We start from the raw sequence: 20,791 nt of genomic DNA on the forward strand, positions 1-20,791 counted from the left end.
ATTCAAATAGTGTAGCAATATAATACTTTATTTGCTTTTTGTGATTTTGGGGAATAAAAAAAGCAATGATTTCTTACGATGTATACATTTTCGATTTAGGCAAAAGAAAATCTGTTTGTACAAAAATATTTTTTGACAAATTATACATGTAAAATAAGAAAGGAATGTGGTTTATGTTAACGAATTATCATTTTCATTTGGGAAAATGATCCACGGTTTGAAGGTTTTAGCTTCTTCAAAATCGAGGGTTGCATAAGAAATGATAATAATAATATCGTCTTTTTGAACTTTTCGGGCAGCAGGTCCATTCAGCGTGATTTCACCTGAATTTTTTTCTCCCTTAATGGCATAAGTTTCAAAACGTTCTCCATTATTAATGTTAACAATAGCTACTTTTTCGCCTTCAATAATGTTTGAAGCCTCCAGTAAAGTTTCATCAATAGTAATACTGCCAATATAATTTAAATCAGCTCCAGTAACTTTTACTCGATGAATTTTTGATTTTATAACTTGAATTTGCATGCAGCAAAGGTAATTTAATTTAATGAAATGGTGTCTATCAGTCTTATAGAATTAACAAATACCGCTATAAACGCACGGTATTTTTTATCGTTTGTTTTATGATCGATAGGTAATAATGTCGATTCATCAGCAATGACGAAATATTCGAGTTCAAATCTTTCGTTGTCTTTAAAGGAATCTTCGACAAATTTAATGGTTTCTTCAGGTGTACTGTTTTGGAAGATTTCTTTGGCTTCGGTTAAAACTTTATATATTATTGCGGCTTCTTTTCTTTCTTCAGCAGTTAATCTTTCGTTTCTGGAACTCATTGCCAAAAGATTGTCTTCTCTAAAAATTGGGCAGCCAACAACATTTACCGGAAGATTATTTTTTTCGACCAGTTTTTTAACAATTTGAAGCTGTTGAAAATCTTTTTCACCAAAATAAGCATTGGTTGGTGTAACGATTTCAAAGAGGCGTTTTACGATTGTTCCAACACCATTAAAATGACCCGGACGGAATTTTCCTTCCATCTGGTTTTCTAAACCATCAAAGTCAAAAGACTGTGAAATTGTCTGTCCTTCATAAATATCATCGACAGAAGGAGCATATAAAATTATTTTGTCACTTAAACCTCTCATTTTCTTGACGTCTTCTTCAAGAGTTCGAGGGTATTTTTCAAGATCTTCGGGATTGTTAAATTGCGTAGGATTTACAAAAATACTTACAACGGTGTCGTCATTTTCCTTAAGTGAACGCTGCATTAAAGCCAGATGCCCTTGGTGTAAAGCTCCCATGGTTGGGACAAATCCTATAGTCGAATTTGCGGTTTTGATAGTTTTTAAATAGGCTATCAGAGCTACTTTACCGTAGAAAATATGCATGGCGGTATTATTAAAATTTAGTGCAAACATAATATATTAGTTATAAACTGCATAAATTTTTGTAATTTTGCGACGTTTTTATTACCAAAAATTAAGTAAAATACTATTATGAAAGATAAGAGGATATTATACGTATCATCTGAAGTCGTGCCTTATTTGGCTGAAAATGAGGTTTCTTTAATGTCTTATGACGTTCCTAAAATGATTAACGATCAGGGAGGTCAGATAAGAATTTTCATGCCAAGATATGGAAATATCAACGAAAGAAGACATCAATTACACGAAGTGATCAGGCTTTCAGGGATGAATTTGGTAGTGAATGATTTAGATATGCCATTGATTATCAAAGTAGCTTCAATTCCGAAAGAAAGAATTCAGGTTTACTTTATTGATAATGATGAATATTTTAAACGTAAAGCCACTTTTGCAGACGAGGAAGGGGTTTTATATCCAGACAACGACGAGCGTGCGATATTTTTTGCAAAAGGAGTTGTTGAAACTGTAAAAAAATTAAATTGGGTTCCGGATATTATCCATGTTCATGGATGGTTGGCTGCGATGCTTCCAATTTATATGAAACACTACTATAAAAATGAGGCTTTATTTAACGATACAAAAATCGTTACCTCAGTTTATGGTCAGTCTTTTGATGAAAATTTAGATTTAGAAATGATAAACAAGGTTAAATTTGATGGTGTTCCGCACGAATCAATTGCTGATCTTGAAATCCCAAATTACGAAAATGTCTTAAAGGCCAGCATATTGCATTCTGATGCTGTCATTATTGCGTCAGAAAATGTTTCTCCAAGTTTAACAAAATTTATAGAATCTTCAGGAAAACCTTTTTTACCTTTCGCCGCGAAAGATGCATTCGCCGAAGCGTATACAAATTTCTATAAAACTATGGGTCTTTAAATTTTAACTATTAATACGAATATGTACAATACTTCTTTTATTAAGAAAATTCTATTAGCTGCAACAGTTGTTTTTTTATATTCTTGCGACAAAGATTTTAATGCGATTGGTGATGATTTAATTGGTGATGATCATTTTGGATTGGAATCTGAAAAATATGATGTTATAGCTTATAATCAAGAAGTAACTCCAATACAATCAAATTCTTTAGCAATTAATGCTTTAGGGATTTATGATAATCCGGTTTTTGGTACCACTACTGCAAATTATAATACGCAGGTAGGGCTTGCTGCTTATGGGGTAGCAGTTGGAGACGCACCTGTAATTGATAGTGTAACTGTTAATATACCTTATTTTAGTCACGTTAAAGGTATTGATGCTGATAGTGGAAGGAATAAGTATGAACTTGATTCTATTTATGGAAGTACAGGAGGTTTTTTAAAATTGGGAGTTTATGAGTCTAAATATCTAATGAGAAGTTCTTATTATGATAATGGCAATCAATTAGCACAGCTTTATTATAATGATCAAAATAGCGATTTTGATACTAATAAAGGAACCTTATTGAATGATGATGCTAACGAATTTCAAAATAATAAATTCTATTTTAGTTCTAAGGAAACTACAGAGGTAACAAAAGATAAAGATGGTAAAGATGTTAAAACGTATACATCGCCAGCGATGCGCTTAAAATTAAATAAGGCATTTTTCCAAACTAAGATTTTAAACGCTGCAAAAGAAAAACTTTCTGCTGCTGATGTATTTCAGGAATATTTTAGAGGATTATATTTTAAGGTTGAAAGAGTTAGCGGCAGTCCAAGTAATATGGCATTAATGGATTTTTCTAAAGGAAAAATTACAGTTTATTACAAAGCTAAAACTGATATTACAACCGATGGTGATGACGTAAAAGAAGACAGAACTTTAGTGATAAACTTAACCGGAAGTAATGTTAATCTTTTTCAGGATGCTAAAGATGCCACGTATCAAAATGCGATAAGCAGCCGTAATATGACTACGGGTGATGACAGACTTTATTTAAAAGGTGGTCAGGGATCTTTAGCAATTATAGAACTTAAAGATTTTGGCTCTAAAATCAAAGAAATTAAGGAAAATGGATGGCTGGTAAATGAAGCTAATCTTGTCTTTACTATTGATGCTGCAAAAATGGCAGTTAAAAAGACTGATAATCTGGAAGCTCAGGAACCTAAAAGGGTATATTTATATGACTTTACAAATAATACACCAATTTTAGATTATAGTGCAGATGGAAGTTCAAGTATAACAAATGACCCGAGAATGTCAAAAGTTATTTATGGAGGAATAATTAATGTTGATGCAACTACAAAAAGAGGAACTACTTATAAAATTAGGATAACAAACCATATTCGTAATATTATAAAGAATGCAACTGCAACCAATGTTAAATTAGGATTAGTTGTTATCGATGATATAAGTGCTGTAACATCAAACAAATTGAAAAATAGAATTCTGTTAAACGCAAGTACAAATGAATATTTTTCAGAAGCACCAAGAGCATCAGTTATGAATCCGTTAGGTACTATATTATATGGTAATAATATACCTGCCGGTAATGCGGATTATGATAAAAGATTGAGGCTTGAGGTTTACTACACGAAACCAAATAAATAAGTAATATATGTGTGGAATTGTTGGATATATCGGCCATAGAGAGGCCTATCCTATTGTTATCAAGGGCTTAAAGCGGCTTGAGTACAGAGGATATGATAGTGCCGGCGTTATGTTGTATGATGACGAATCAGGTATAAAAGTTTGTAAAACAAAAGGTAAAGTTTCAGATCTTGAGGCTAAAGCTAATGAAGGTTTTACAATAAATGGAAATATTGGAATTGGACACACACGCTGGGCTACCCACGGTGTACCAAATGACGTGAATTCGCATCCTCATGTTTCTAATTCTGGAGATTTAGTAATCATCCACAATGGAATTATTGAGAATTATGCGCCGCTTAAAGAAGAGTTAATTAAGCGTGGATACACTTTTAAATCTGATACGGATACAGAAGTTCTGGTAAACTTGATTGAAGAAGTTCAGAAAAATGAGAAAATTAAACTTGGTAAAGCAGTTCAAATTGCATTAAATCAAGTTGTAGGAGCTTATGCAATTGCCGTTTTTGATAAAAAAAATCCAAACGAAATTGTTGCGGCAAGATTAGGTAGTCCATTAGCAATTGGAGTAGGTGAAGGAGAATTCTTTATTGCTTCTGATGCTTCTCCGTTTATTGAATATACTGCAAATGCTGTATATTTAGAAGATGGTGAAATGGCTAATATCAGACTGCACAAACCTCTTAAAGTAAGAAAAATTAAAGATGACTCTTTAGTCGATCCTTATATTCAGGAACTTCAATTGAATTTGGAGCAGATTGAAAAAGGAGGTTATGATCATTTCATGCTAAAAGAAATCTACGAACAGCCAAGTGTAATTAAAGATACTTACAGAGGAAGACTTCATGCCAATGAAGGAATTGTTCAAATGGCTGGTGTTGAAGATAATCTGGAGAAATTTTTAAACGCTAAGCGAATTTTAATTGTTGCTTGTGGAACTTCATGGCATGCAGGTTTAGTTGCTGAGTATATTTTTGAAGAATTTACACGTATTCCGGTTGAAGTAGAATACGCTTCTGAATTTAGATACAGAAACCCAATTATAAATAAAGATGACGTTGTAATCGCTATTTCTCAATCTGGAGAAACGGCCGATACTATGGCGGCTATTAAACTGGCTAAAGAAAACGGAGCTTTTGTGTTTGGAGTTTGTAATGTTGTAGGTTCATCTATTTCAAGAGAAAGCCATGCAGGTGCTTACACGCACGCAGGACCAGAAATTGGAGTAGCTTCTACAAAAGCTTTTACAACTCAAATCACAGTTCTTACCATGATTGCTTTACGATTAGGAAAAGCAAAAGGAACTTTGTCAAATCCTGATTTCCATGCCTACTTACAAGAATTAGAGTTAATTCCTGAAAAAGTGGCTGAAGCTTTAGAAACAAACGACAGGGCGAAAGAAATTGCTGCTAAATTTAAAGATGCTCCAAACTGCCTTTATTTAGGTAGAGGATATAATTTTCCAGTAGCATTAGAAGGAGCTTTAAAACTTAAAGAGATCTCTTATATTCACGCAGAAGGTTATCCTGCTGCCGAAATGAAACATGGACCAATTGCTTTAATTGATGAGCAAATGCCGGTTATTGTAATTGCGCCTAAACAAGGTCATTACGATAAAATTGTAAGTAACATCCAGGAAATTAAATCCAGAAGTGGTAAAATCATTGCCGTTGTTACAAAAGGAGATACGCAGGTTCGCGAATTAGCCGATTATGTAATCGAAATTCCAGAAACTTCAGATGCATTATCACCGCTTATTACGACAATTCCGTTACAATTGCTTTCTTACTATATTGCAGTTATGAGAGGATGTAATGTTGATCAGCCGCGTAACTTAGCAAAATCTGTTACGGTAGAATAAATATTTTTTAAAATACAAATAATGTTAAAAAAGCGAGATTTAGGTCTCGCTTTTTTTATTTGTCAAATTTTTTTTCTTGACCCTGTATTTTTAGTAAATCCGCAATTTTTCTTTCAAATTTTATATGTATGCATAGTATTAAGGTTTTTCTTGGTTTCATAATTGATTTTTATCTAATAAAAGCTATTATGAAATAGTTAAAATAGTTTAAAATTTTGTGCTGAATATGAATTTTTTTTAACGTTTTTTTATTAATATTAAAAATATTTGTATTTTGGCTATTAAAACTAATAAGAACTAACCAAAAACTAACCCTAATGAGAGTCTACTTGCTAATTATGTTGTTTTTCAGCGGAATATCCTTTGCGCAGAATACAATTACAGGTTCTGTTACTGACAGTAACAAACAATCTATTCCCGGTGCCAATGTTGTTGTACTTGGAGGCAGCGGAGGTGTATCCACTGATTTTGATGGAACATTTAAATTAATCACAAGTGCAAAATTGCCTTTTTCGATAAAAGTATCGGCGGTAGGTTTTGAAGCTCAAACAATCAGCGTTTCATCTGTAAACCAAAGAATAAATGTGGTTTTAAAAGATGAGGAAACTAAACTAGACGAGATAGTGGTTTCTGCTTCCAGAACTCCTGAACGAGTTATTGAATCGCCAGTTACTATTGAAAGAATGGGTATTCAGGAAATTAAGAATACAACAGCTCCTAGTTTTTATGACGGATTAGAAAATTTAAAAGAAGTGCATTTCAATACGAGCAGTATTTCTTTTAAATCAATCAATACCCGTGGTTTTGCTACAGTTGCCAATACCAGATTTATGCAATTGGTAGATGGAATGGATAACTCTTCGCCAGCCTTAAACTTTGTGTTAGGAAACTTAATTGGTGTTTCTGATATTGATGTGGCAAGCGTTGAGCTTTTGCCTGGAGCATCTTCTGCTCTTTATGGAGCTAATGCCTTCAACGGAATCATGTTTATGAACAGTAAAAGCCCTTTTACAAATGAAGGAATTAGTGTTTACTATAAATACGGAAAAACCAGTCAGGATATAGCAGGAACAAATGATTATAATGATTTTGGAATTAGAGCAGCAAAAGCATTCACAAAGCATTTTGCTATGAAAGCTAATTTTACTTATATGACTGCTACGGAATGGATTGCCGGAGATAAAAGAAGTATGACGCCAGGAGGTGACAGCCATGCAGTAAATCAAAATTATGATGGATTAAATATCTATGGTGACGAGGTTACTACTTTTGTTCCAAATGTTGGTCAGGTAAGTAGAACTGGATATCGTGAACAAGATTTGACAGATAATAAAGTTAAAAGTATGAAAGCTGACTTTAGTGCTCATATCAAACCTTGGGCTGACGATACAGAATTTATACTGCAATATAAAATAGGTACAGGAAGTACTATTTACCAAGGAGCAAACAGATATGCTTTAAAAGATTTCTTAATGCAGCAAGGTAAATTTGAAGTAAAAGGAAAAAACTTTTTTGGTAGAGTATATTTTACAAGTGAAGATGCTGGAGATTCTTATGACATGAGATTTGCAGCATGGAACGTTAACAGAGCTGCGAAATCAGATACAGAATGGTTTACAAATTACGCAACAGCTTACCAATATGCTGGTGCAGTTATGGGAACAGATGCAAATCAATCTGCTGCAATAGCGAGAAATTTTGCTGATTACAATGTGCTTCCGGCCGCGATATCATTTATTCCTGCTCCAACAGGATCTCCTAGATTTGAGCCAGGGTCTGCGAAATTTAATAGTGCTTTGGCAACAGTGGTTTCAAATCCTGATTTAACACAAGGAGCTAAATTTATCGATCATTCAAAATTATATCATTCAGATGTGAATTATAATTTTAGAGATATCATCAAATGGGCAGAAGTTCAGGTTGGTGGATCTTGGAGAGAATACATAATGAACTCTGAAGGAACAATCTTTACAGATTACGATGGACCAATCTCTTACAGAGAATACGGTGCATATGCGCAATTACAGAAAAAATTCTTAGATGACAGATTGAAATTTACAGGATCGTTACGTTATGATAAAAGTCAAAATTTTGACGGAAATGTTTCGCCTAGAGTTTCGTTTGTATATTCTGCAGGAGCATCAAAAAGACATAACTTCAGATTGTCTTATCAAACAGGTTTCCGTAACCCAACAACACAAGATCAATATATTGGTTTAGATTTAGGGCCATTTGCATTGATTGGTTCAGCAGCAGAAAATTTAGATCGTTTTCAGGAAACTGTAAATGTAAGTGCGGCAGGACAAACAATCGCTGGTCAGCCGGCAACTATTGGAATGTCTGGTCAAAATGCATATCGTAATGCTTATACTGTAGCATCTGTTCAGGCATTTGGTGCATCAGGAAATGTAGCTGATCTTCAGGTGGCTAATATAGGATTGGTAAAACCGGAACAAGTACAAGCTTTTGAAGCTGGTTACCGTACAGTAGTTCAAAATGATTTATCAATTGATATTAACGGATATTACAATATTTATAATGATTTCATGAATACAGCGAGAGTTATTTCTCCTTATTACGGAACCGTAGGAACACCGCTAAGCTACCAAGCATTAGCTTTTGGAGACAGAAGAGTTTATCAGGTTTACACAAATACAACAGCAGAGATTTCTTCTTTAGGATTTGGAGTTGGTTTGTCTAAAAAAGTATACAAAGATTTTGAATTAGGTGTTAATTATAACTATGCTCAATTTAACTTTAAGCAGCAAGATGACCCTGATTTCGTTGCAGGATTTAATACGCCAAAACACAGAATTAAAGCTTCTTTAGGAAATGCGAAAGTGATTAAAAATTTAGGATTCAATGTAAATGTAAGATGGAATACAGAATACTTATGGGAATCTTCTTTTGGAGATGGAATAATTCCGGAAAATACTGTTCTTGATGCTCAGATAAACTATGCAATACCAAAACTAAAATCGGTTATAAAAGTTGGTGCAACAAATCTTTTCGGATCAGATTATCTTCAGGTAATTGGAGCGGGAATGATAGGTCAGCAATGGTTTGCTTCGTGGACAATTAATCCTTAAATGATATAATTATTTGTGTGAAATTGATTCGGCTTCCCTGGAGCGGTTCAATGAAAATGAAGAGGTAATAATTTAAAAAGTACTAACATGAAAAAAAATATAAAATGGCTATTATTGGTTTCTTTAACCTTTATGGCGGCTTGTAATAGTGATGATGATAATAATACAGTCGAAGAAGTTCCGGTAACTCCCGGTTCGGCAGTTTTTACAAAATATGTTGCCCTTGGAGATTCTTTTGCGGCTGGTTACAGCGATAATGCTCTTTTCAAAAAAGGACAGGAAGGAGCTTATACTAATATTTTAGCGCAGCAATTTGTGGCTGCTGGCGGTGGAGCTTTTACAACTCCATATATGAATGATAATCTTGGTGGTTTATTGTTAGGAGGAAATGTCGTTGCCGCAACCCGATTATATTTTAATGGACAAGCTCCGGTAAATGTGGCGGGAAAACCAACAACAGAAATAACAGCACATCTTACAGGTTCATTTAATAATATGGGAGTTCCGGGTGCGAAAAGTTTTCACTTAGTTGCACCGGGATACGGAAATGTTGCAGGTGTAGCTACAGGAGCAGCGAATCCTTATTTTGCAAGATTTGCAAGTACACCTTCAACAACAGTTTTAGCTGATGCAGCAACACAAGCGCCAACATTTTTCTCTTTATTTATTGGAGGAAATGATGTTTTAAGTTATGCAATTTCTGGTGGAGTTGGAAAAGATCAAAAAGGAAACCTAAATCCTGCTACATATGGGCCAAATGATATTACAGATCCAGCTGTTTTTGCAAATGTTTATACTGCATTGGCAACAACTCTAACAGCAAATGGAGCAAAAGGAGTAGTGGCAAATCTTCCATATATTACAGCTTTGCCTTATTTTACAACAGTACCTTATAATCCGCTTACGGCAAAATCTCTTGGAGGAAATAATGAAGCAGTAGGTAAAGCAACAATTAAAGCATTAAACACACAATTATACGGACCTTTAAAACAAGTATTGACTGCTTTTCAGGCAGGTGATAGAATTAATTTATTATCTGAAACGGCTGCAAATCCAGTATTAATAAAAGACGAGTCACTTCCTAATTTGTCTGCTCAATTAACAGCAGCATTTACGCCTTCTTTAGGTGCGCAGACTGCAGCTTTTTATGGAGCAGTTTTCGGACAGGCAAGACAAGCAAAAGCTACAGACTTGGTGGTACTACCAACAAGAACAGATATTGGTGCCGCTCCCAAAGCTTCAGATTCTGGACTTGGGATTGCACCGCCTGCGCCATTAGATAAATTTGGAGTAACCTTTCCTTTACAGGACAAACATGTTTTAATCCCAACAGAAATTGCAGAAATTAAAACAGCAACAGATGCTTATAATGTAACTATCGATGCGGTTGCTAAAGAAAAAGGTTTGGCTTTCGTTGATACAAGAGCTTTGTTGACTCAACTGGCAAGCGGCGGATATAGATTTGGAAATTATACTATGTCGTCTACTTATGTAACCGGTGGTGCCTTTTCTTTAGATGGAATTCACCCAAGCGGAAGAGGATATGGTTTGATTGCTAATATTTTTGTTGATGCAATAAACGCTAAGTATGGTTCTACACTTCGTCATGTTGATTTGGCTTTATACCCAATTCAATACCCGGCGTCATTATAATATACCATTTTTTTAATTAAGAAAGCCACTCGTTTTATAAAATGTAGTGGCTTTTTTATTTCGTTAAAAAATGATATAAACGACAGTTTAAAAGTCTGTTTTTATGAATCAAACAAAATCATGCTATTTTTTATGAAAAAAAAATTGATTTTATATTTTAAAAAATTATCTTTGCGCTCTGAAAAAAGAGGTATTTTCGATAAACCTAAATAGCTATTTAATAAATACATAAGTAATGTCAAAAGTAATAGGAAAAGTTGCTCAAATCATTGGACCAGTAGTAGACGTAGTTTTCAACGGTAAAGATGTTGAACTTCCAAAAATTTATGATTCGTTAGAAGTCACTAAAAAAGATGGAACTTTATTAGTTCTAGAAGTACAATCTCACATTGGAGAAAACACTGTTCGTACAATCTCTATGGACTCTACAGACGGTTTGTCAAGAGGATATGAGGTAGTTGGAACTGGTAATCCAATCCAAATGCCAATCGGTCCAGATGTATATGGACGTTTATTCAATGTAATTGGAGATGCAATTGATGGTTTAGGAAACTTGCCAAAAACAGGAGAAAACGGTTTGTCTATTCACAGACAAGCTCCTAAATTTGAAGATTTATCAACTTCATCAGAAGTTTTATTCACAGGTATTAAAGTAATCGATTTGATCGAGCCTTATGCAAAAGGAGGTAAAATTGGATTGTTTGGTGGTGCTGGTGTTGGTAAAACAGTATTGATTCAGGAGTTGATCAACAATATCGCAAAAGGTCACGGTGGACTTTCAGTATTCGCAGGAGTAGGAGAAAGAACACGTGAAGGAAATGACTTGCTTCGTGAGATGTTAGAGTCAGGAATTATTAAATACGGTGATGATTTCATGCACTCTATGGAAAATGGAGGATGGGATTTATCTAAAGTAGATATGCCAGGAATGAGAGAGTCTAAAGCTACTTTCGTTTTCGGACAAATGAATGAGCCACCTGGAGCTCGTGCTCGTGTAGCACTTTCAGGATTATCTATTGCTGAGTATTTCCGTGATGGAGCTGGAACAGATCAAGGTAAAGATGTATTATTCTTCGTTGATAACATCTTCCGTTTTACACAAGCAGGTTCTGAGGTATCAGCACTTTTAGGACGTATGCCTTCTGCAGTAGGATACCAACCAACTTTGGCAACAGAGATGGGAGCTATGCAAGAGCGTATTACATCTACAAACAAAGGATCTATTACATCTGTACAAGCGGTTTACGTTCCTGCGGATGACTTAACTGACCCGGCGCCGGCTACAACTTTCGCCCACTTAGATGCTACAACAGTATTGTCTCGTAAAATTGCTGAGTTAGGTATTTATCCAGCGGTTGACCCGTTAGATTCTACTTCAAGAATCTTAACTCCTCAAATTTTAGGAAACGAGCACTACGACTGTGCACAAAGAGTTAAAGAAATTCTACAAAAATACAAACAACTTCAAGATATCATCGCGATCTTAGGTATGGAAGAGTTATCAGAAGAAGATAAACTTTCTGTGTCAAGAGCTCGTCGTGTACAACGTTTCTTGTCTCAGCCATTCCACGTAGCAGAGCAATTTACAGGTATCCCTGGAGTTTTAGTAGATATTAAAGATACTATCAAAGGTTTCAACATGATTATCGATGGTGAATTAGATCATCTTCCAGAAGCAGCTTTCAACTTAAAAGGATCTATTCAGGATGCTATTGAGGCTGGAGAAAAAATGTTAGCAGAAGCATAATCAAGCATAGCTTGATAAACATCAAAAAATAAAAATTCCAAATTTCAAAATTGGGATTTGGAATTTTATAATTTGGAATTTAAAAAAAAGTTATGATTTTAGAAATAGTATCACCAGAAGCAAAATTATTTTCAGGACAAGTAACTTCGGTTACACTTCCGGGAGTTGATGGAAGCTTTCAGATTTTGAATAATCACGCTCCTATTGTTTCTATTCTAGAAAAAGGAACTATTAAAATTGCAGCGGCAAGCTTTGATTTTTCTAAAGAGGTAGCAAATAAATTTACGAAAGTGAATGACCAAACCTATACATTAGATATTACGTCAGGAACAATCGAAATGAAAGATAACAAGATAATTGTTTTAGTAGACTAACAACAATTTCGAAATAATCTTAAAAGCCATTCACATAGTGAGTGGCTTTTTTTATGCAATGCTTCAAAAATATTTTTTACTTTTGAAGTATTAAAATCTCTTTATAAAATATTGATTCAATTATAAAAGCTCAGTAAGCTTTTATGTTTTCGTTTTATCGGCCTGGTAAAGCGCAATTATTTATGTCAAATTTTATAAAGAATACCTATGAAAAATATATCAAAAGTCGCTGTTCTGGGCGGTGGCGGAAGAACTGGAAAATATCTTGTAAGCCAGTTATTAAAAGAAGGATTTAGCTTAAAACTGTTATTAAGAAATCCTGAAAATTTCGAAATTCAAAATCCTAAAATTGAAATCATTCAGGGTGATGCCCTTGATTTTGAATCCATAAAATTATTGTTGAAAGACTGTCAAGCTGTTGTAAGTACAATTGGTCAGAGAAAAGATGAACCTTTGGTTGCAAGTGAAGTAAGCAAGAATGTCTTAAAAGCAATGAATGAATATGGAATTGAACGTTATGTTCTTCTTGCGGGTCTTAATATCGATACGCCATTCGATAAAAAAAGTCCAAAAACTATTACGGCAACAGATTGGATGAAAACCAATTTTCCAGTAATTCAGGAAGATCGCCAAAAAGCGTATAATCTTTTAGTTGAAAGTGATGTAAACTGGACGCAGGTTCGTGTTCCTTTTATTGAATTTACAGATAATAGTTCTGATATAGCAGTAAATCTCGAAGATTGCTTGGGAGACAAAATCAGCGCGTTTGATATTGCTGAATTTATGGTTAAGGAAATGATTGAGTCAAATTATAGCAGGCAATCGCCATTTATAAGCGCAATTTAGAATACAATAAAGAACAGCGGGAAATATCAAAACCCGCTGTTTGTTTATATCAAATTTCAATTTCATAACTTTGTTTTTATGAAATTACCTGAAAATCTTAATCAGAAACTTGAAAACCGAAAGCACAATAATTCGCTTCGCAAACTCCCCGTGTTTAATAATCTGGTGGATTTTTCTTCGAATGATTATATCGGATTTTCAAAATCCGAATCAATATTTAAATTGGCACATGCTTATCTCCATGAAAATGAAATTTTTCAAAACGGAGCGACAGGTTCAAGATTAATTTCAGGAAACCATTCTTTATATCATATTGCAGAAAATTTTATTGCACAATTTCATGACGCAGAAGCCGCTTTAATTTTTAATTCGGGTTACGATGCCAATTTGGGTTTTTTTAGCGCTGTACCGCAAAGAAATGATGTTATTTTGTATGATGAACTAAGTCACGCTTCCATTCGGGATGGAATTATAATGTCAAATTCAAAATCATATAAATTTAATCACAATGATTTTGAAGATTTAGAACGACTTATTCTAAAATTTCCCGATACCAATATTTACATAGTTACCGAAACTGTTTTTTCTATGGATGGCGACAGTCCGAACTTAGAAGAATTAGTACAGCTTTCGGAAAAATACAACTGTTATTTAGTAGTTGATGAAGCTCATACTTTGGGTGTTTTTGGAGATAAAGGAGAAGGTCTTCTTCAGTATTTAGAACTGCACAACAGAATTTTTGCCCGAATCATGACTTTCGGAAAAGGCTTAGGCTGTCACGGCGCGGTTGTACTTGGAAGCCCGGAACTCAAAGAATATCTAATAAACTTTGCCCGAAGTTTTATTTATACTACAGGATTATCTCCACATTCTGTTGCGACAATTTTAACAGCATATCAACAGCTGGAAATTGAAAAAGAAGTAATCGAAAAGTTACGTCAAAATATTATTTTCTTCAATCAGCAGAAAAACTTATTAGGTTTAAAGCCAATGTTTGTTCGAAGTAAATCAGCAATTCAATCTGCCATTGTTCAGGGAAACGAAAGCGTCAAAAAATTGGCCCAGCAATTGCAAGACAAAGGTTTTGATGTAAAACCAATTCTTTCTCCAACAGTTCCCGAAGGTCAGGAACGTTTACGTTTTTGCATTCACAGTTACAATTCCGAAGAAGAAATCAGGCAGATCTTAGAATTATTAGGAAATTACGTATATTAGGCCCGCCGATTAAACGAATTAAACGGGTTTACACAGCGTATAATGTCTGACTTATTACACAAAGAAAAATCAAAATCTATTCTAAAAGTATTTTATGATGTTTATAATCAATTAGGTTATGGTTTTCTGGAAAAGGTTTATCAAAATGCAATGTATTTTGAACTAAAATCTTTAGGTTATAAAGTCGAAGCTCAAAAACAAATCAAAGTATATTTCAAAAATCAATTAGTTGGCGAGTATTACGCAGATTTAGTAATTGATGATGTTATCATAATTGAATTAAAAGCTTGTGAATATCTTTTAAGCTCGCATATTGCACAATTGATGAATTATCTCAAATCAACAAAAATGGAAGTCGGCCTACTTTTGAATTTTGGAGAAAGCCCAGAATTCAAACGTTTAATCTATACAAATAACAGAAAACCAAATTTAATACTGCGTTAATCCGTTAAACCTGTTTTATCAGTGGGCTAAAATAATTTTTAATATTTTTCTGTAACGTTTTGACTATTCCTATACTTACAACTCGTAATTACAAAATGAGTTTCAGTCATTAACTTAATCAACCCTCAAAATGAAAAAAGTATTCCATTTATTTATAGCATTTATAATAGTTTTTTTTAGCATAAAATCACAAGCTCAAACCAAATCTCCTAAATTAGAAAATTCTCTTTTATGGGAAGTTTCGGGAAACGGACTTTCTAAACCTTCTTATCTATACGGAACAATTCATATGATTTGTTCTTCGGATTATTTTCTAACTGAAAAAACCAAGAAAGCTTTAGAATCTTCTGAAAAATTAGTTTTAGAAATCAACTTTTCTGACCCAAAAGAAATGTCAGAAATGCAGCAATTGGCAATGGGAAAAGAACCTTTAAGCAAAAAACTGAATCCTGAACAGCTGGCAAAATTAGATGCAATTCTCAAGAAAACTACCGGAATGACCGTGCAGCAAGTTGACAGCTTTAGTTTGCTGACTGTAATGAGTTTGATTTCGATGAAAAGTTTTGGCTGCGCCGATTTAAAATTTTACGAAATGGAATTTATAGAGCAGGCTAAAAAAAGAACTATTGAAATTGGCGGACTTGAAACTGTAAAAGAACAATTCGGAATGTTTGATAAAGCGTATTCAACTGATGAAATGATTTCAATGTTAGAAGAATCAACTCCTGAAGAATCGGCTAAATTAGTTTCGGCCTATAAAACCGAGAATATTGATTTAATGTATGATTTTACAACCGATAAAAAATATACAAGTGAAAAGACCAAAAAGATTATTCTGGACGAAAGAAATTTAAATTGGGCAAAAAATATACCCGAAATGATGAAGAAACAAAGTATCTTTTTTGCTGTTGGATCGGGACATTTGGCAGGAGAATTTGGAGTTATTAATTTATTAAGAAAAGCAGGTTACAAGGTAAAACCAATTCTGAATTAATAGATTTTGAAAGAAAGGGAACAAGAGTTTTTAAATCGAATTGAAAGTCATAAAGGAATTTTGTACAAAGTTTCTAAAATGTACATGGATACCCATGACGATCAGCAGGATTTATTTCAGGAAATTATTTGCCAGCTCTGGAAATCATATGACTCTTTTCGAAATGAAAGTCAGTTTTCGACCTGGATGTATAGGGTTGCTGTAAATACGGCTATTGTTTTCCTTAAGAAAGAAAAACGGAAAGTTGATAAATATGAAATCGCTTCAGAAAATGTAAAAGAAGAAGAAGGCGATTCTCAGATCAAAGAAAACCAAATTGAACACTTTTATAAAGCTGTTCAAAAACTGGAAAAAATTGACAAGGCGATTATTTTTTATCAGTTAGAAGGGTTTTCACATAAAGAAATTGGAGAAAACCTCGGAATCTCTGAAGGAAATGCGAGAGTAAAACTGAACAGGGCAAAAGAAAAATTAAAAGATATAATTAAAAACCAAGGATATGGATTTTGATGAAATACAAAACGCATGGAATAACGATAAACCAAAAAACGTCGTTGTTCCCCATAATTTAGAGAAAATACAATCGGCAAATACACCTTTGGATAAAATTAAAAAAAATCTGAAAACAGAATTTTATTATCAAATCCTGTCCATAGTTTTCATTGGTACGGTTCCTTTGATTGCTAATCTTCCGCCAAAATGGACTTTTTTTTATTATTTACTTTTTAGTCTTTTTGTCGCTGTTTGTGTTTATTATTTACTGAAGCTTTATTTCTTTTATAAAAGATTAAATAATACCACTTTAACAACAAAAGACAGCTTGTATGAAACTTATTTTGATATAAGACTGAATATGGAATTGTACAAAACATTTGGTTTTGCCTTAACGCCGTTTTTGGTTTTATATCTTTTGGGACTTTATTATTATGCGTTTTCAAAAATTCCGGGATTTTTTGATCACGAATTTTCAAATGGACATTTAGTCGCATTCTTTTTGATTGTTGTTTTTGGAGTACTCTTTATGGGGATTTCTTTAGAATGGTGGGTCCACAAATTTTATGGAAAATTCGCCAGTGAAATAAGAAAAGTAATTGACGAATTAAAAGAAGAAGAATAAACAGAAACCATCGTAATGATGGGTTTGTTTTTATTGGTATTTTTGAGGAAATTATTACACAGAGACTCACAAAGAAAAACACAAAACAGCGCAAAGCAAAAAAATAGCTTTGTGAATCTTCGTGGTTCTTTGTGCATCTCTACGAAACAACAAACTCATGAAAATATTCGTAACAGGAATTTCGACAGATGTTGGTAAAACAATCGCGTCTTCGATTATTGTCGAAGCTTTAGAGGCTGATTATTGGAAACCAATTCAAGCTGGGGATTTAGACAATTCTGACAGTCATAAAATTCAATCCCGAATTTCTAATAAAAAAACTCAAATTTTTGAGAACAGTTATAAATTAAATACACCCGCAAGTCCACATTTGGCGGCAGAAATTGATGGATTAAGAATTGAGTTAAATCAAATTCAGGAACCAAAAACAAAGAATAATTTAGTTATTGAAGGCGCAGGTGGAATTTTTGTTCCGTTAAATGATAAAGAAACGATCATCGATTTAATACAATCCGATTATAAAATTATTGTCGTTTCAAGACATTATCTGGGAAGTATCAATCATACTCTATTAACGATTGAGGCAATTCAGAATCGGGGATTTAAAGTCGCCGGAATTATCTTCAGCGGAAGCGAAAATAAATCAACAGAAAGTTTAATTCTGAATAAAACGGGAATAAACTGCATCGGAACAATTGACGAAGAACCGTATTTCGATCAAAATGTAATTAAAGAATACGCCGATTTATTTAGAGAGAATTTGCTTAATTTATAGAATAAAGATTATAGAATAAAGAAAATAGAGTTTCCTATCTTTGCTTAAACAATTGAGTTTAGTCTTTTTTCTATTCTCTTTCTTCTATTTTCTTAACAATGAGCTTAACAGAAAAAGATCGTCAATATCTTTGGCATCCTTATACACAGCATAAAACTTCACAAACGCCAATTGCAATTACTCGAGCAGAAGGTGCATTACTTTGGGATGAAAACAATAAAGAATATATCGATGCAATTGCTTCCTGGTGGGTAAACCCATTTGGACATAGTAATAAATTTATCGCCGATGCTATTTACAAACAATTGACAACTTTAGAGCACGTTTTGTTTGGCGGTTTTACACATGAACCGGCAGTAAAAGTTGGGGAAAGATTAATGGAAATTCTACCAAAAAACCAACAGAAGATTTTCTTTTCAGATAATGGTTCTACTGCTGTTGAAGTAGCAATAAAAGTAGCGCTTCAATATTTTTTTAATAAGAATGAAAAGCGAACAACGATTATTGCATTTGAAAATGCTTTTCACGGAGATACTTTTGCGGCAATGGCGGCGAGCGGAATTTCATTTTATACACAAGCTTTTCAAGGAATGTTTATAGATGTAGTCCGAATTCCGGTTCCAATAAAAGGGCAGGAGCAGGCAAGTTTTGATGCTTTAGAAGAAGCAATTAAAAAACATAATTGTGCGGGATTTATTTTCGAACCTTTAGTGCAGGGAGCAGCAGGAATGGTAATGTATGAACCTGCAGCATTAGAAAAATTGATTCAGATTTGTGTAGAAAATAAAGTCCTGACAATTGCCGATGAAGTAATGACGGGTTTTGGCAAAACAGGAAAAACTTTCGCTATGGATTATGTTTCAGAAGAACCGGATATGATTTGTCTTTCGAAAGCATTAACCGGCGGAACAATCCCAATGGCGATTACAACTTTTACTCAGGATATTTTCGATGCATTTTATGATGATGATATTAATAAAGCTTTATTTCATGGTCATACATTTACAGCAAATCCAACAGGTTGTGCAGCCGCTTTAGCAAGTATAGATTTATTGCAGACAACAGAAATGCAGCAAAATATTGAAAGAATAAATGCAAGTCATTTAGATTTTCAAAAGAAAATCGAAAATCATCCAAAAGTAATTACTGCCAGAACTTTGGGAGTTATTTTTGCCGTTGAAATAAAATCAGATTCAGAAGAAAGCTATTACGGATCAATGCGTACAAAATTATATAATTTCTTTATTGATAAAGGAGTTGTTTTACGCCCCGTTGGAAATATCGTTTACATTTTGCCTCCGTATATAATTACAGATGAACAGCTTAATAAAGTATATATTACAATTGAAGAAGCCATTGAAATGGTATGATTTTGCCCACAGATTTAACGGATCAAACGGATGAACACAAATTAATTATTTTCTCCGTGTAAATCTGTTTCAACCTGCTTTATCAGTGTGCCATTTTTTTACAGACCTTTGTTATAAATAAACTATTGTGAATACACCAAAAATTGCCATAACCGCTTTTTCATCGATTTCTCCGCTAGGAAATAATAGTGATCAAGTTTGGGAAAAATATCTTGATAATAAACATTGTTTTACGAAACAGTTTTTAGATCAGCAGGAAACTTCTGTTGCTGCTCTGGATGCTGAATCGAAACAAATTGTGGCTGAAATCCGTGAATCGGATATTAAATATAAATTTCTAGATGATTCTGTTTTATTTGCTTTAGCTGCTTCGCGAAAAGCAATTGAAAATGCAGGCTGGAATTCCAATGATATTTTCGGAATCAATATAGGTTCTTCAAGAGGCGCCACAGATTTATTCGAAAAACATTACAAAGAATATCTTGAAACAGGGAAAGCACAAACTTTAGCATCACCAACAACAACTTTAGGAAATATTTCGTCCTGGATAGCACACGATTTACAAAGCGCAGGCCCTGAAATTTCGCATTCGATTACCTGCTCAACGGCACTTCATGCACTTTTAAATGGAGTTGCATGGCTAAAATCCGGAATGGCTGATAAGTTTTTGGTTGGAGGAAGTGAAGCTCCTTTAACCGATTTTACCATTGGACAAATGCGGGCTTTGAAAATTTATTCACGAATGGATCAGGACATTGATTTGTGGCCAAATTTAGCTTTTGATTTCAAGAAAACACAAAATACCATGATTTTGGGCGAAGGCGCAGCGGTTTGTTGTTTAGAAGCTGGAGAAAAACAAAATGCAATCGCCTATGTGATCGGTGTTGGTTATGCGACTGAAATTTTGGAACACAATATTTCAATTTCTGCGGAAGCTGACTGTTTCCAAAAATCGATGAAAATGGCTTTAAAAGATATTGATTTAGAAAGTGTGGATGCAATTGTAATGCACGCGCCCGGAACAATAAAAGGAGATTTGACAGAATTACGAGCGATTGAAAAAGTGTTTGGATCTAATTTGCCTTTATTAACGACTAATAAATGGAAGATCGGACATACTTTTGGAGCATCTGGAATGTTGAGTTTAGAATTGGCACTTTTGATGCTCCAGAATGATATTTTTATAGAAACACCTTTTTCAGAATCAAAAAAACAAGACAAATCAATTAAAAGGGTTTTAGTTAATGCAGTAGGTTTTGGCGGAAACGCTGTGAGTATTTTAATTGAAAAAGCCTAATATTCATCTTATTTAAAAACAAAAAATCCATTCCGTTTTGCGGAATGGATTTTTTTATT

General features: G+C 33.8%; 18 protein-coding genes. 16 read left to right on the top strand and 2 right to left on the bottom strand.

Going from position 1 to position 20,791, the window contains the following annotated elements:
- Positions 1–171: 171 nt before the first annotated feature.
- Together panD and panC are read right to left on the bottom strand one after the other, a co-directional pair.
- Positions 172–522 (bottom strand): aspartate 1-decarboxylase, encoded by a 351-nt coding sequence (panD, locus tag APR43_RS21820; protein ID WP_053473997.1) that lies wholly within the window; start codon positions 520–522, stop codon positions 172–174.
- Positions 523–536: 14 nt separating this feature from the next.
- Entirely contained in the window at positions 537–1,415 is an 879-nt protein-coding gene (gene panC / locus APR43_RS21825; protein ID WP_053473998.1) for a pantoate--beta-alanine ligase, read from the bottom strand.
- A gap of 78 nt (positions 1,416–1,493) precedes the next feature.
- On the opposite strand from panC, the gene APR43_RS21830 reads away from it, so the two are divergent.
- The 16 genes from APR43_RS21830 (at position 1,494) to APR43_RS21905 (ending at position 20,732) form a co-directional block, all read left to right on the top strand.
- On the top strand, positions 1,494–2,300 hold the full coding sequence (locus tag APR43_RS21830; RefSeq protein ID WP_053473999.1) for a glycogen/starch synthase: 807 nt from the start codon (positions 1,494–1,496) through the stop codon (positions 2,298–2,300).
- Between the two features lie 21 nt (positions 2,301–2,321).
- Positions 2,322–3,953: a DUF4270 domain-containing protein gene (locus APR43_RS21835; RefSeq protein WP_053474000.1), complete on the top strand. Its 1,632-nt coding sequence runs from the start codon at positions 2,322–2,324 to the stop codon at positions 3,951–3,953.
- A 7-nt stretch (positions 3,954–3,960) separates the two neighbouring features.
- Positions 3,961–5,811 carry a glutamine--fructose-6-phosphate transaminase (isomerizing) gene (glmS, locus tag APR43_RS21840; RefSeq protein WP_053474001.1) on the top strand — a complete coding sequence of 617 codons (1,851 nt, stop codon included), beginning with the start codon at positions 3,961–3,963 and terminating at the stop codon, positions 5,809–5,811.
- A 317-nt stretch (positions 5,812–6,128) separates the two neighbouring features.
- The gene (locus tag APR43_RS21845) at positions 6,129–8,900 is read left to right on the top strand and encodes a carboxypeptidase-like regulatory domain-containing protein (protein ID WP_053474002.1); all 2,772 of its coding nucleotides are present in this window, start codon (positions 6,129–6,131) and stop codon (positions 8,898–8,900) included.
- Positions 8,901–8,987: 87 nt separating this feature from the next.
- Positions 8,988–10,553 (top strand): G-D-S-L family lipolytic protein, encoded by a 1,566-nt coding sequence (locus APR43_RS21850; RefSeq protein WP_053474003.1) that lies wholly within the window; start codon positions 8,988–8,990, stop codon positions 10,551–10,553.
- A gap of 235 nt (positions 10,554–10,788) precedes the next feature.
- On the top strand, positions 10,789–12,300 hold the full coding sequence (atpD, locus tag APR43_RS21855; protein ID WP_026984148.1) for a F0F1 ATP synthase subunit beta: 1,512 nt from the start codon (positions 10,789–10,791) through the stop codon (positions 12,298–12,300).
- A 92-nt stretch (positions 12,301–12,392) separates the two neighbouring features.
- Positions 12,393–12,674, top strand: a complete 282-nt coding sequence (locus APR43_RS21860; protein WP_053474004.1) for a F0F1 ATP synthase subunit epsilon — start codon at positions 12,393–12,395, stop codon at positions 12,672–12,674.
- Between the two features lie 207 nt (positions 12,675–12,881).
- Positions 12,882–13,520, top strand: coding sequence for an NAD(P)-dependent oxidoreductase (locus tag APR43_RS21865; RefSeq protein ID WP_053474005.1), 639 nt, complete (start codon positions 12,882–12,884; stop codon positions 13,518–13,520).
- Positions 13,521–13,598: 78 nt separating this feature from the next.
- Entirely contained in the window at positions 13,599–14,735 is a 1,137-nt protein-coding gene (locus APR43_RS21870) for an aminotransferase class I/II-fold pyridoxal phosphate-dependent enzyme (RefSeq protein ID WP_053474006.1), read from the top strand.
- Between the two features lie 42 nt (positions 14,736–14,777).
- On the top strand, positions 14,778–15,179 hold the full coding sequence (locus tag APR43_RS21875; protein WP_053474007.1) for a GxxExxY protein: 402 nt from the start codon (positions 14,778–14,780) through the stop codon (positions 15,177–15,179).
- Positions 15,180–15,309: 130 nt separating this feature from the next.
- A complete protein-coding gene (locus APR43_RS21880) occupies positions 15,310–16,173 on the top strand; it encodes a TraB/GumN family protein (RefSeq protein ID WP_053474008.1) in 864 nt (287 codons plus the stop codon).
- A 6-nt stretch (positions 16,174–16,179) separates the two neighbouring features.
- Positions 16,180–16,683, top strand: coding sequence for an RNA polymerase sigma factor (locus APR43_RS21885; RefSeq protein WP_053474009.1), 504 nt, complete (start codon positions 16,180–16,182; stop codon positions 16,681–16,683).
- Positions 16,673–17,290, top strand: a complete 618-nt coding sequence (locus APR43_RS21890; protein WP_053474010.1) for a hypothetical protein — start codon at positions 16,673–16,675, stop codon at positions 17,288–17,290. Before APR43_RS21885 ends, APR43_RS21890 begins: the two co-directional genes overlap by 11 nt.
- Positions 17,291–17,447: 157 nt before the next feature.
- Positions 17,448–18,065 (top strand): dethiobiotin synthase, encoded by a 618-nt coding sequence (bioD, locus tag APR43_RS21895; protein ID WP_053474011.1) that lies wholly within the window; start codon positions 17,448–17,450, stop codon positions 18,063–18,065.
- Between the two features lie 98 nt (positions 18,066–18,163).
- Complete coding sequence (gene bioA, locus APR43_RS21900; protein WP_053474012.1) at positions 18,164–19,435, top strand: adenosylmethionine--8-amino-7-oxononanoate transaminase; 1,272 nt, start codon at positions 18,164–18,166, stop codon at positions 19,433–19,435.
- A gap of 127 nt (positions 19,436–19,562) precedes the next feature.
- Positions 19,563–20,732: a beta-ketoacyl synthase N-terminal-like domain-containing protein gene (locus APR43_RS21905; RefSeq protein WP_053474013.1), complete on the top strand. Its 1,170-nt coding sequence runs from the start codon at positions 19,563–19,565 to the stop codon at positions 20,730–20,732.
- Positions 20,733–20,791 lie beyond the last annotated feature (59 nt).

Source organism: Flavobacterium sp. NLM (assembly GCF_002210235.1).
Taxonomy (GTDB): Bacteria; Bacteroidota; Bacteroidia; order Flavobacteriales; family Flavobacteriaceae; genus Flavobacterium; species Flavobacterium panici.

Bases quoted from the DNA above. Each gene is read 5' to 3' on its own strand.
- panD (WP_053473997.1), bottom strand. From the start codon at position 522: ATGCAAATTCAAGTTATAAAATCAAAAATTCATCGAGTAAAAGTTACT.
- panC (WP_053473998.1), bottom strand. From the start codon at position 1,415: ATGTTTGCACTAAATTTTAATAATACCGCCATGCATATTTTCTACGGT.
- APR43_RS21830 (WP_053473999.1), top strand. From the start codon at position 1,494: ATGAAAGATAAGAGGATATTATACGTATCATCTGAAGTCGTGCCTTAT.
- APR43_RS21835 (WP_053474000.1), top strand. From the start codon at position 2,322: ATGTACAATACTTCTTTTATTAAGAAAATTCTATTAGCTGCAACAGTT.
- glmS (WP_053474001.1), top strand. From the start codon at position 3,961: ATGTGTGGAATTGTTGGATATATCGGCCATAGAGAGGCCTATCCTATT.
- APR43_RS21845 (WP_053474002.1), top strand. From the start codon at position 6,129: ATGAGAGTCTACTTGCTAATTATGTTGTTTTTCAGCGGAATATCCTTT.
- APR43_RS21850 (WP_053474003.1), top strand. From the start codon at position 8,988: ATGAAAAAAAATATAAAATGGCTATTATTGGTTTCTTTAACCTTTATG.
- atpD (WP_026984148.1), top strand. From the start codon at position 10,789: ATGTCAAAAGTAATAGGAAAAGTTGCTCAAATCATTGGACCAGTAGTA.
- APR43_RS21860 (WP_053474004.1), top strand. From the start codon at position 12,393: ATGATTTTAGAAATAGTATCACCAGAAGCAAAATTATTTTCAGGACAA.
- APR43_RS21865 (WP_053474005.1), top strand. From the start codon at position 12,882: ATGAAAAATATATCAAAAGTCGCTGTTCTGGGCGGTGGCGGAAGAACT.
- APR43_RS21870 (WP_053474006.1), top strand. From the start codon at position 13,599: ATGAAATTACCTGAAAATCTTAATCAGAAACTTGAAAACCGAAAGCAC.
- APR43_RS21875 (WP_053474007.1), top strand. From the start codon at position 14,778: ATGTCTGACTTATTACACAAAGAAAAATCAAAATCTATTCTAAAAGTA.
- APR43_RS21880 (WP_053474008.1), top strand. From the start codon at position 15,310: ATGAAAAAAGTATTCCATTTATTTATAGCATTTATAATAGTTTTTTTT.
- APR43_RS21890 (WP_053474010.1), top strand. From the start codon at position 16,673: ATGGATTTTGATGAAATACAAAACGCATGGAATAACGATAAACCAAAA.
- bioD (WP_053474011.1), top strand. From the start codon at position 17,448: ATGAAAATATTCGTAACAGGAATTTCGACAGATGTTGGTAAAACAATC.
- bioA (WP_053474012.1), top strand. From the start codon at position 18,164: ATGAGCTTAACAGAAAAAGATCGTCAATATCTTTGGCATCCTTATACA.